We start from the raw sequence: 11,559 nt of genomic DNA, 5'->3' as shown, positions 1-11,559 counted from the left end.
CGGTCATCGAGGCGGCCGGAGCGGTCCGCCGTGGCCTTGATGGAGCCGCACCTTGACAATGGCGTTGTGGACATCGAGGTAGAACGGCGTGACGTCGGCAGCCTCGGTTTCTTCGCTCGTGATCAGCACGACCGGTACACGGTGGGCCCAGTGTCACCAAGGCGCTGATCGCGCTTCCTCGGTGCCTGTGCTGTTGAGCAGGAGCTCGCTGATCGGTGGGTGCGCGAGAGCGTGGCCGGGGCGCCGGCCATCGAATTGTGGTAGGAGACGAAGAAGAGAGACCGTAGAACGAGGGCCCCAGGCTCTGTGGACGGGTTTGTGCCGACGGGCAGATAACGAGCCCGGGCTGCGAGAGCGTCCGACCGGAAGTTGGTCACCTGCCCGTGCGAGTCATGGACCAGGAGACCGGTTGTGCCACTGGCCCGCGCACTGTCGATCACGGCATTGACTTCTTCTTGCAACAGGCTGCGGTAATAGTCGTCTTCGGAGGGGACTGCGGGGCTCGGATCTGGAGCCAGTCGACAACCCGCGATGCCTTCCACGCCGGAGAAGTCGAAGATCGTCACGCGCGCGGGCCCTCAAAGGTGTTCTGTTGTTACCGGGAATGCTCACGATTCCGATGCCGGTTCGCTGGGCGGGAGATGTCCTTGTGCGGGATTCCGTTCTGGAGGTGGTCGGCGAGGGCGGTGGTGATTGCTCGGCGGGTGGGCTCGTCGACGAAGGCCCATTGGCCGTTCGGGTTGGTCTCCAGCCAGATCCAGCGGCCGTCGGCCCGGACGGCGAAGTCGAAGGCTCCGAAGAGGAGGCCGAATGCGTCGACGTAGGCACGCACCGCCGTGCGGATGGTGGGGGCGTCTCGGCGGGGGAGTAGGTGAGGGAGGCGTAGTCCTGGCGCCAGTCGAGGTGGTCGCCGCCGATGTCGATCCGGGTGGCGAAGAGCTGGTCGCCGACGGCGGCGAGCCGGATGTCCGCGACCTTGGGGACGCAGGACTGGAACAGGTGAGGGCAGGCCGAGACACCGTCGTCGAGCTCGTCGGGGTCGACGGTGCGGTCCCGCGTCAGAGCCGGGACGTACGCAGCGGCCGCACCGTCAGCGTGATCGCCGCGGTGAGTAGGCAGGCCGTGCCGCAGCCCGCGATGAAGACGCTGGTGCCCAGGCCGCCACCACGCCGGTCAGCGCGTACAGCAGCGGGCTCAGATCCAGGTGCCGAGGCTGGTGACCGAGGTAGCGCGGGTCGGTCTCCTTCTGCAGCAGGGCATTGCTGACGGCCATCGCGACGCCGGTCGTGGCGCCGAGCAGTGCGGCCAGGGCGATCGCCGGGCCGGGGGCCTGGCTCACGGCGGCCGTCAGGACTGCGGTGAGCAGCAGCAGCACGCCCGCCAGCGCCTGGCCGGCCCGAGGTCCTGTCGTCGAACAGCTTCCCGATCGGTGTCACTCGCCTGGGAGTTCGGCCTGCGCGGACGGCGGTCTTGGCGTGATTCTTCGTGCCGATCCAGAGCGGGAGTTTCGCCATCCCCAAGACCGCCGTCGGAGGTGAGTCCGCTGCACCATGAAGCCCAGCGGGACGCATTCGACTTCGCATCACACTTCCGTGATGACTTCTCCACGCGCCTCGTCGGCACCGGGACGAACTGTTTGAGCTAATGGACGCGCTGCTGTGCGCCGTGGGCCGGGTGATGACGCCGGTGGACCTGACGCTGTTGGCTGAACACCCGTGTGGGCATGGCGCGTTGTACCCCGCGCTGTCCCGGCCCAAGGCCGCCGACAATCGGCTCGTCCTCGCGGACGACGTGAGCAACTGGCTGCGCCCGGACGCCGAGTGCAGCGCAGACCGCCTCTTCTGCCACACCTATGGCCGTAGCCGCGACCAGCACTTCATGATCCCAGGATAGCCATACTCCTTTGTCGCCGCCTGGACACCGGATGTACCTCCTGGTGCCAGCTGCTGTGCTGTCCGCCTCGACCTCGAAGATGACCTGGCCGAGGTCGCCGCACGCCAAGTCCGCGGTGTCGTCGAAGACGTCATCGACGGCGGTCAGTGGGAAGACGATGATGCGGACATCCTGGTCATCTTCGATGCCGGCTACGATGTGCCGCGCATGGCCTACGTCCTCGAGGGCCTCCCGGTGGAGGTGCTCGGGCGGATGCGGACCGCTTCGACTTGGAACACGCCTTCAGAGTGATCAGGACCACGCTTGGATGGACCCACCCGAAGCTCCGCACCTCGAAGCCGCGGACTGCTGGACTTGGCTGATCATCACCGCTCACACCCAGATCCGCCTGGTCCGGCCGCCGGCCGCCGAACCTCCGCCGTTCCTGGGAACGTCCTGCCGAGCCCGGCCGGCTCACCCCGGACCGCGTCCGCCGCGGATTCAGAACCCTCCGCGCTCACTTGCCATGCCCAGCCCGTGCGCCGAAACCCTCAAGGCCAGGCCCAGGCAGGCCACCGGGGTCGACGAGCCGCCGACCAGCGCCCCGCTACGACGTGGGTAAAAACGGCCAGACGACCCGAGTCCATCATCGAACGTGATCGGTTGAGACCATAAAGATCAAACTTAGGGCGAGTGCCAGTACCTCGTCGAGTCCCATCCCATACCGCTGGCCCTCCACAGGCCCGGTGGCGTACGTCACGCGATCCGCCTCGACGGGAAGAGCCGCTGTTTGCTCGGCCGAAGTTCGCTGGCCTGGGCAACACAGGAGATGAAGGCGCCCGACTCACAGGGCACGATCCGGATCCGCCCCCCGGCATTCGCGGCGAGGAATTGCAGGTAGCCTCGCCGCAATCCGACGAGACGGCGGGCCTCAGAGCTGACGGCGCATCACGGCCTCGATCACCACACCCGACAGATGCGACAAGGCTTGCTGTAACTCGCTGAACTGCACACGCGCACAATACGATCTACATAGCATCCAGGCCGCAAGATCATCGACTGACGTTCACGTTGTGCGCCGACACCAACGTGCCGGGACAGCACAACTAGTGTCCTGAGTCGGAGATTCGTCGGCAGTAGGCGGCGACTTTGTCGAGGATCTCGTCGGCGGTTTTGGTCCAGACGAAGGGTTGGGGTTCGTCGTTCCAGTGGGCGAGCCAGGCTCGGATATCGCGCTCAAGGGCCTGGACGGAGCGGTGGACACCGCGGCGGAGCTTCTTCGTGGTGAGTTCGGCGAACCACCGTTCCACCAGGTTCAGCCAGGAGGACCCGGTCGGGGTGAAGTGCAGGTGGAAACGCGGGTGCGTGGCCAGCCACTTCTTGACGGCCGGGACCTTGTGGGTGACGTAGTTGTCCAGGATCAGGTGGACTTCAAGGCCGGCCGGTACCTCTTTGTCGAGCTTCGCCAGGAACTTCTTGAATTCCACTGCACGATGGCGGCGGTGCAGTGAGCCGATGACCTTGCCGGTCGCGGTGTCCAGGGCGGCGAAGAGGGTGGTGGTGCCTGCACGCACGTAGTCATGGCTGCGGCGTTCAGGGACCCCGGGCATCATCGGCAGCACCGGCTGGGACCGGTCCAGCGCCTGGATCTGCGACTTCTCGTCCACACACAGCACCAGGGCCCGCTCCGGCGGGTCGAGATAGAGCCCGATCACATCGCGGACCTTGTCGATGAACAGCGGGTCCCTGGACAGCTTGAACGTCTCGGCGCGGTGGGGCTGAAGGGCGAACGCCCGCCAGATCCGCGAGATCGCCGACTGCGACATCCCTGTTGCCGCGGCCATGGACCGGGTCGACCAGTGGGTGGCGTCCTTCGGCGTCTCCTCCAGTGTCTTGACGATGACCCTTTCCACGTCGGCATCGGTGATCTTCCGTGGGACACTCGGCCGGGGCTCGTCGCACAGGCCGTCCAGCCGACGCTCCAGAAAGCGCCGACGCCAGGTGCGGACCGTGTCCGTCGTGATCCCCAACCGCCGCGCGACCTCTGCGATCGCGTGACCGTCCGCGCTCTCCAAAACGATCCGCGACCGCAAGGCCAACGCCTGAGCGCTCGACCGGCGACGCACCCACGACTGCAACATGGCCCGCTCAGCATCGGACAGCACCACCGGCGGAATCTTCGGTCCAGGACGACTCACACCAGACCAACGACGAATCTCCGACTCAGGACACTAGTGGCGCAATTGCCGGCGCATCTCTTGTTCGCTGAGTTCTTCCAAGTGCTCGTAGAGCGCGATGATTTCGGGTGCGGCAGCGCTGGCGCGGTCAGCAGAGGAATCGGGGCACGCCGGTGTTTCCAACGCGCTGCGGACCGTGCGGGCGAGGATGTCGGCCCGCACCTCGGCAGGGCCCGGGGCACAGTCGAAGAGCAGCGACTCGGCCATGACAAAGCCAGTCGTCATCGTCATCAGGACATAGCACTGATGACTGACTTCGGTGTCGTCGCGTACCAGACCGTGCTCGCGCAGCACCTCCAGATGACGGTGCAGGACCCGCTCGCCCTCTGCCATTAGCCCCGCGAGCTCCTTTTGGGCGATGCCGTTGAGCCGGCCCAGCACATCGGGATCACCGGTGTAGACGGCGCGCAGGACCGGCTCCTCCATGAGATCGCGGTAGTGCCCGTGCATCATCCGGCTCGGAAGAATCTCCAGGGGGTCGGCGCGCATTCGCTCCAACTCCCGCCGCTGGCTATGCGACTTGTACTTGAGTAGAACCGCCAGTAGCAGGGCTTCCTTCGTCCGCCAGTGCAGATAGACCGTACCCTTCCCGACCTTGGCACGCCGGGCGATTTCATCGATCGTCACCCGCTGGTAACCCCACGCCAGCAGTAACTCCCTCGCCGCCGCCAGGATGCGCTCACCACGCTCCGCTCGCTCCACGTTGCCCTCCCCCATCCATCGCCTCCAACTCCGTGACCAGGCATCGAATCCGATCACGCAATGCCAAGTAGATCTGACAACGCCCCAAAGAAGGAACCAAATCCGGCCAACACCCAGCCGCATCACCACCCGCCAGCTGCTGGATCAGACCGCCTTGCGGCTGGCGGGCATCCGCACGATCCCTGACCGGCTGGTCTCGTTAGCCGACCCCGACGCCCGGCGGATCCGCAAGGGACAGGCTCAGCACCCGACCCAGTTCGGCTAACGGCGCTCGTTGCGGAGGACGAACGCGGCTTCGTCGTCGACCACCAACTCCAGCTCGGGAACCCGCCCGATGCGCCGTAACTGGTGCCATCGGTGGAGCGCGTCACCACACTGACCGGTCGCCCGCCCGGCACGGTCGTCGCCGACCGCGGCTTCGGCGCAAGCGCGAACGATCTGGCCCTGGCCGAACTCAGCGTTCAGCGGATCGGCCTCCAGCGGCGCCGGGAGACCAGGAAGGCACGGCGCGAGTACGAACACAGTTGCCCCTTCCGGCGGATGCGCAACTGGAGAGTCGGTATCGACTCACATCAGCCACCTCAAACACGGCTTCGGCTTCCGCCGCACCCGCCTGCGCCGCCTGACCGGCCCCTGGACTTGGGCCGGACGGTAGGCCGACGTCATGCCGCCGCCCCGAGCACCGCCCCCGTCACCATCCCAAACCCCTTTTCAGGAGCAAGTAGCCATCCAAGTTGACCGCACATCACCAGACGCTCTGCAGTCGGCGGCCCTTCATATCTCGCGGAGCTTGACCGGCCGATGAGGCTCGTGACCGGTGCGGGCAGATTCGTGCATTGCGTGGCCATCTGCCGGCAGGCCGCCGCGCCCGGCGATGTCCACCTCTGATCGTGGGCATCGCCGGAAGGGCGGCAGTGATCGATGGGCGCGTCAGCCAGTGAGCAGCGGCAGGGTGCGGACGCCGGTCATGTCCGGCGTCGGCACGAAGGTCGGCGGGTTGTCCGGGTCGGTACGCAGCACCGGGAAACGGTCCAGCAGCATGTTCAGTGCGACCCGGCCTTCTAGCCTCGCCAGTGGTGCGCCCAGGCAGAAATGGACACCGCGTCCGAGTCCGAGATGAGGGTTGGGGTCCCGGGTCGGGGTGAAGGTGTGCGGGTCGGCGAACTGGCGGTCGTCGCGGTTCGCCGCCGCAAGCCACACCATGATCATCTGGTCCGGGGGCACCCGCTGTCCGGCGATGTCCACCTCGGTATAGGTGGACCGCGCGACTCCTGCGAACGGGCTGAACATGCGCAGCGATTCCTCGATCGCGCCGGGCACCATCGAGCGGTCTTCGCGTACCCGTGCCATCCAGTCCGGGTGCGAGTCGAGGCACAGCAGGGTGTTGCCCAGCAGCATGGTGGTGCTGACGTGCCCGGCGACCAACAGTAGGACCGCGAAGTTCACCACCTCGTTGTCGGTCAGCCGGTTACCGTCGACCTCTGCGGTGACGAGTTGGGTCAGCAGGTCCTGCCGCGGCTTCCGCCTGCGCTCGCCGACGTGTTCGCGGATATAGTCGAACATCGGCTGCCACTTCTCGATCATGTTCTGGTGATCGCGTTCCTCCTCTTCGTCGGGGTCGCGGTTGCGCATGGAGAGCTGGCCGGTGTCCTCCAGCATCACCGTCACCCATTCCTTGAACAGGTCGCGGTCACTGCTTGGCACGCCCAGCAGTTCGGCGATGACGATCACCGGAAGCGGATACGCGAGGTCGGCCACTAGTTCGAGTTCATTGGGGTCGGAAATCGCGTCGAGTAGCTCGTGGGTGACTTCGCGGATCCGGGGTTCGAGGTCGGCCACGATCTTCCGGTTGAAAGCGTGGCTGACCAGCGTGCGCAGCTTGCCGTGATCCGGCGCGTCCATCTGAATCAGGTTGCCCTCCTTGTGCTCATTCACAGCTTCGGAGGAGAACAACCGTTTTGTATCGGAGGAGAAGGTTGCCGGATCGCTGAGGATTTTCAGGGCCTCCGCGTATCCGTAAACGTTCCATATTCCCGATTCCTCGTCGAATCGGATTGGCTTTTCCGGTTGAAGTCCGCGCAGCCAGAAATGTGTTGGGTGAATGTTCCATCGGTCGGCGAGGGTGGCCATCGGGTATCCCTTTCAAGGTTCCTGGTGTGGGGCGTCTCATCGAGACGATCGGGTATGCGCGTCCGGCCGGTACACCGACAGGCGGCGCTCGGCCTCGATGAGTGTTTCGAGCTGCCGATTGAAGGCGACGCGAACGAGCCGTGCGCCCGCAACGTCATCCGAATAGAAGAACGTGCCGGGGGCGACCATGACTCCGGCCTCCCGGACGACGCGATAGGCCATCGACTCACCGTCCTCATCGGTGAAATGCCGGATGTCCGCCATCACGTAACACCCGCCGTCCGGTGGGATACAGCGAAAACCGACCTCGTCGAAGATCTGGGTCACCAGGTTTCGCTGGACGCTCAGATCCATGCCCGGCTTGAGGAAATCCGGTTCCGTCGCGGCGGCGCGCGCGGCCGCCTCCTGCAGGGGGGCCGCGCCACCACCGCAGATCGCCTCGTGTACCCGGCGAACGGCGCTGCTCAGCGTCGCGCAGGCGCGTAGGTAGCCGATGCGCCAGCCGCTGACCGCATGACTCTTGGAAAGGCTGCCGATGACGATGCTGCGCTCGCGCAGTGCGGGCACGCCGGCTGCCGACACGTGCTGCTTTCCGTCGTAGACGTACCCCGCATAGATCTCGTCAGAGATCACGATGGCGTTCCAGTGATCGCATAATTCCGCGATCTCGGCGAATTCCTGCGGAGTGAGCATATGGCCGGTGGGATTGTTCGGCGTGCAGAGCACGACCGCCTTCGTGCGCGGGCCGAACGCCGCCCGCAGTTCGGCAAGGTCGTATCGCCAATCCGGTGCAACCACCCGCACCAGCCGCGGAACACCACCAGCGAGGGCGATCGCGCTGAGGAAGTTCTCGTAGAACGGCTCGAAGACGATGACCTCGTCACCCGGGTTGACGGTGGCCAGAACGGCCGCGGAAAGCGCCTCGCTGGAACCGACCGTGATGGTTAATTCGGTGAGCGGATCAGTGGGCGTGGGCAACGCAGCCGCGATCCGACGCCGTAGCTCGACGTTGCCGTCCGGCAACTCGTACTGGTTGATGCCCTCCCGCAGCGCTGCACAGGCCGTCTCGATCAGCTTGGGTGGAGTCAGGGGTGCGCCGGGTACGCCGAGGGCGAGGTCGACCACCTTCTCCCTGTGCCCCTCGCCGAGCAGCTTGAACAGGCCACTGCGCGCCAGCCTGTCGACGCGTGCGGCTATCGCGATGTCCGTCATCTGGGCTGCACCTCCGCCGTGGAACTGCGCACCGGCTGAAGCGACGTGGTCCGGATGTTAGGCAGCCAGCCCGGCCTCGACCTCTCGTAGGTGGTGATCGCGCAGTCCTTCACCAAGGTGACCGCGATCTCGTCGAGCCCTTCGAGCAGCAGCCAACGCGCCCTTTGATCAACGGCGAACCCGTGGCGCAGCCCGCCGGCCCGGACCTCAAGATCGACCAGGTCCACGGTGATCTCACTACGGGGATCTGCATCAACGAGGTCGGCCAGCTCTGCCACCACCGGTGCCGGCAACTCGACCGCGAGCAGACCGTTCTTGAAAGCGTTGCGCCGGAAGATATCCCCGAAACTGCTCGCGATCACCGCTGCGAAACCCCAGTCCCGCAGCGCCCACACGGCGTGCTCACGCGAACTTCCGGTGCCGAAGTTGTGGCCTGCCACCAGGATGCTGGCGCCCAAGCTCGCCGGCCGGTTCAACACGAAGGCGGGATCCTCCCGCCAGCCGGCGAACAGGACGTCCGCGTATCCACTTTTGGTCAGCCGCTTGCAGTACTCGGCGGGGACGATCTGGTCGGTGTCGACGTCGCTGCGGCGCAGCGCGACTCCGTACCCGGTGTGTTCCATCAGCGGTTTCACAGCGCCTCCCCCGACCGCAGGCCACTCGGCGCGGTCAGCCTCCCGGTGACAGCGGTCGCCGCCGCGACCGCGGGCGACGCCAGATGCGTACGGGCTTGCGGACCCTGACGGCCCTCGTAGTTCCGGTTCGAAGTGGATACACAGCGGGTGGGGCCGGTCAGCCGGTCGGCGTTCATGCCAAGGCACATGGAGCAACCGGACAGCCGCCACTCCGCGCCGGCTTCGGTGAAGATGCGGTGCAGGCCTTGGGCTTCGGCCTGTTCGCGTACATCCGTGGAGCCGGGCACGACAAGCATCCTTACGCCGGGAGCCACCTTGCGGCCACGCAGCACTCCGGCGGCGGACTTGAGGTCCTCGATGCGCCCGTTGGTGCACGAGCCGATGAACACGGTGTCGATCTCGATGGAGTCCATCGCCGTGCCGGACGACAACCCCATGTAGTCGAGCGCACGTTGGGCCGCCGCTCGTCGCTGGTTATCGGCGAAGGACTCCGGGGCGGGCACCCGTCCCCCGATGGGTACGGCCTGGCCCGGGTTGGTGCCCCAGGTAACGAACGGGGTCAGAGCCGAGACATCGATCCGTACGACACTGTCGAAGACAGCGTTCTCGTCGGTACGCAGCGTCTCCCAGTAGGCCACGGCCTCGTCCCACGCTGTGCCCTCCGGCATACCCGGCCGCCCCCTCAGGTACTGGTAGGTAACCTGATTCGGCGCGACCATCCCGGCGCGGGCGCCGGCCTCGACGCTCATGTTGCACACGGTCATTCGGCCCTCCATCGACATCTGCTCGATGGGCCGGCCCCGGTACTCGATGACGTGCCCGTGCGCGCCGTTGGCACCGATGCGCGCGATCAAGGCCAGGATGAGGTCCTTCGGCGTCACGTCTGCGGGCAGCACACCGGTGAACTCGACAGCCATGGTGCGCGGCCGGGGAAGCGGCAGCGTCTGGGTGGCAAGCACGTGCTCCACATCAGAGGTCCCGATACCGAAGGCCAGCGCGCCGAATGCACCGTGTGTGGAGGTGTGGCTGTCGCCGCAGACCACCGACATACCCGGCCGGACGAACCCGTGCTCCGGCGCCACCACATGCACGATTCCCTGTCTGCGGTCACCCAGCCGGAACAGCTCGATGCCATGTGCCACGCAGTTCTGGCGCAGGGTCTCGACCTGCTGCTTCCCCATCCGGTCCAGGATGAACAGCGAGTCGGTGGGGACATTGTGGTCTTCGACGGCCAGAGTGAGATCCGGACGTCGCACCGTTCGACCGGCCAGCCGCAGACCGTCGAACGCCTGCGGCGAGCTCGCCTCGTGGATCAGGTGGAGATCGATGTAGAGCAGGTCCGGTTCGTCGGGGGAGTGCTGCACGACATGGCTCTCCCAGACCTTCTCGATCAGCGTCCTTCCCGTGGCCATCAGGTCTGCGCCCCGGAGCCCATGGTGTGGTTCTCGGCGATGAGTCCACGCAGGCCGGCCAGGTCGATGCACTCACCGTTGGTGCGATGCGCGATGTGCTCCTCGTAGAGGCGGTCCACGAGCTGCTCGTCGAGGGGCAGCTTCATCTCGTCGAGGACGTAGCGCAGCACGGCCCGGCCCGAGTGCCTGCCGACCAGGATCGTGCGTTCCCGGCCGAACAGTGCGGGCTCGACGTACTCGTAGGTGATGGGGGCGCGCAGGATACCGGCCTGATGGATACCGGCCTGAGTGGCGAAGGCATTGACGCCGAAGATCGCCTTATTGCGCGGGGCGGACAGTCCGATCACCCGGCACAGGATCTCGAACGCGGCGTATAGGCCCTCGGTTTTCGCGGAGGTGGTCGCGCCCATCGCCGCACCGTTGTATGTGAGCACCGCGATCAGTTCCTCCAGCGAAGTGTTGCCTGCCCGCTCGCCGATCCCGGCCAGCGTGGCCTGCACTTCGTCGGCCCCGGCCTCGATTCCGGCCAGTGCGTTCGCCAGTGACAGGCCGAGATCCTCGTGGCAGTGCGTGGACACCACGATCTCCGCCGGGATCCAGGACCGGATTCGCACGATCAGGCGGCCGTACTCGGCAGGCATCATGCAGCCGGTTGTGTCGGCGATCGTCACAGTGTCTGCGCCCGCCGCTATGGACTCCGTGATCAGCGGCCGGAGCAGGCCATCGGAACCGCGCGAGGCATCCTCAATGGCTAGCGTCACATTCTTCACGCCCAGCGACTTGGCGAAGCCGATTGCGTCGACCACCTGGTCCTGCGCTTCAGCCTGTTCGAGGCCCCTCTTGTGTTTCAGGTGAATCTCGCTACCGGTTGCCATCACCTGCAGGTGATGACGCTCGGTGCCGGCCGACTCGACGGCAAGGCGGACGTCATCGGGTAATGGCCGGTTGAGCGTGGCGACGCGAGCGGCGGTCAACGACTCGGCTAGCAGCCGGGCCGCCTCACGGTCGCTCGGCGAGGAACTCGGAAAACCCGCCTCTATCACATCGACACCGAGCGACTCGATCGCCAATGCGATGTCGAGTTTCTGTTCCGGCCGCATTGCATTTCCTGGTGCCTGTTCACCGTCGCGCAATGTGGTATCGAAGATTTTTATTCTTCTCAGTGGCAAACCTTCATGAGTCAGCACGAGAATCTACCTCCATGCACTGTTACATGGCTGGTATCTCTCCATATGTTGAGGACGCGAACCGCCGGAGAAATAGTTGCCGAACGTGAAATGCGAAATGATCCTTGCTCGGTGCGGCCTTCCGTGTCAAGCGTTGCATTGTTCGGCGCCGTCGAGATGCCGGTAGTAAGCG

General features: G+C 65.7%; 11 protein-coding genes and 2 pseudogenes. 2 read left to right on the top strand and 11 right to left on the bottom strand.

Annotation, left to right across the window (positions count from 1 at the left end; translation table 11 throughout):
• Nucleotides 1-3: 3 nt before the first annotated feature.
• The 4 genes from QT196_RS07305 to QT196_RS07295 all read right to left on the bottom strand — a co-directional run bounded on the left by QT196_RS07305 (nt 4) and on the right by QT196_RS07295 (nt 1,375).
• Nucleotides 4-129: a hypothetical protein gene (locus tag QT196_RS07305; RefSeq protein WP_290354628.1), complete on the bottom strand. Its 126-nt coding sequence runs from the start codon at nt 127-129 to the stop codon at nt 4-6.
• Nucleotides 123-542 carry a M55 family metallopeptidase gene (locus QT196_RS39345; RefSeq protein WP_356948500.1) on the bottom strand — a complete coding sequence of 140 codons (420 nt, stop codon included), beginning with the start codon at nt 540-542 and terminating at the stop codon, nt 123-125. The genes QT196_RS07305 and QT196_RS39345 overlap by 7 nt, the downstream gene beginning before the upstream one ends.
• Before the next feature lie 53 nt (nt 543-595).
• Nucleotides 596-832 (bottom strand): hypothetical protein, encoded by a 237-nt coding sequence (locus QT196_RS07300; RefSeq protein ID WP_290354627.1) that lies wholly within the window; start codon nt 830-832, stop codon nt 596-598.
• A 258-nt stretch (nt 833-1,090) separates the two neighbouring features.
• Nucleotides 1,091-1,375: a hypothetical protein gene (locus QT196_RS07295; protein WP_290354626.1), complete on the bottom strand. Its 285-nt coding sequence runs from the start codon at nt 1,373-1,375 to the stop codon at nt 1,091-1,093.
• 159 nt (nt 1,376-1,534) lie between these two features.
• Between QT196_RS07295 and QT196_RS07290 the strand changes: the two are divergent.
• Nucleotides 1,535-2,547: pseudogene (locus QT196_RS07290) on the top strand (transposase).
• Nucleotides 2,548-2,978: 431 nt separating this feature from the next.
• Here the strand turns inward: QT196_RS07290 and QT196_RS07285 are convergent.
• Together QT196_RS07285 and QT196_RS07280 are read right to left on the bottom strand one after the other, a co-directional pair.
• Nucleotides 2,979-4,013, bottom strand: a complete 1,035-nt coding sequence (locus tag QT196_RS07285) for an IS630 family transposase (RefSeq protein ID WP_290354625.1) — start codon at nt 4,011-4,013, stop codon at nt 2,979-2,981.
• Between the two features lie 90 nt (nt 4,014-4,103).
• Nucleotides 4,104-4,811 carry a TetR/AcrR family transcriptional regulator gene (locus QT196_RS07280; protein WP_290354623.1) on the bottom strand — a complete coding sequence of 236 codons (708 nt, stop codon included), beginning with the start codon at nt 4,809-4,811 and terminating at the stop codon, nt 4,104-4,106.
• Nucleotides 4,812-4,938: 127 nt separating this feature from the next.
• On the opposite strand from QT196_RS07280, the pseudogene QT196_RS07275 reads away from it, so the two are divergent.
• Nucleotides 4,939-5,466 (top strand): annotated as a pseudogene (locus tag QT196_RS07275) (ISNCY family transposase); the annotation flags it as partial.
• 275 nt (nt 5,467-5,741) lie between these two features.
• On the opposite strand, the gene QT196_RS07270 reads toward QT196_RS07275, so the two are convergent.
• Genes QT196_RS07270 through QT196_RS07250 form a run of 5 tightly spaced genes read right to left on the bottom strand, consistent with a single transcriptional unit; the run spans nt 5,742 to nt 11,387 of the window.
• Complete coding sequence (locus QT196_RS07270) at nt 5,742-6,941, bottom strand: cytochrome P450 (protein ID WP_290354621.1); 1,200 nt, start codon at nt 6,939-6,941, stop codon at nt 5,742-5,744.
• 36 nt (nt 6,942-6,977) lie between these two features.
• Complete coding sequence (locus tag QT196_RS07265; protein WP_290354619.1) at nt 6,978-8,153, bottom strand: pyridoxal phosphate-dependent aminotransferase; 1,176 nt, start codon at nt 8,151-8,153, stop codon at nt 6,978-6,980.
• On the bottom strand, nt 8,150-8,788 hold the full coding sequence (gene leuD / locus QT196_RS07260) for a 3-isopropylmalate dehydratase small subunit (protein WP_290354617.1): 639 nt from the start codon (nt 8,786-8,788) through the stop codon (nt 8,150-8,152). Before leuD ends, QT196_RS07265 begins: the two co-directional genes overlap by 4 nt.
• Complete coding sequence (gene leuC, locus QT196_RS07255; RefSeq protein ID WP_290354615.1) at nt 8,785-10,200, bottom strand: 3-isopropylmalate dehydratase large subunit; 1,416 nt, start codon at nt 10,198-10,200, stop codon at nt 8,785-8,787. The genes leuD and leuC overlap by 4 nt, the downstream gene beginning before the upstream one ends.
• Nucleotides 10,200-11,387, bottom strand: coding sequence for a pyruvate carboxyltransferase (locus tag QT196_RS07250; protein ID WP_290354614.1), 1,188 nt, complete (start codon nt 11,385-11,387; stop codon nt 10,200-10,202). The genes leuC and QT196_RS07250 overlap by 1 nt, the downstream gene beginning before the upstream one ends.
• Nucleotides 11,388-11,559 lie beyond the last annotated feature (172 nt).

It is taken from the genome of Streptomyces sp. P9-2B-2, from assembly GCF_030406865.1.
GTDB lineage: Bacteria > Actinomycetota > Actinomycetes > Streptomycetales > Streptomycetaceae > Streptomyces > Streptomyces platensis.
Note: the sequence above shows the minus strand (reverse complement) of the source record. Positions and strands in the feature narration are given on the sequence as shown.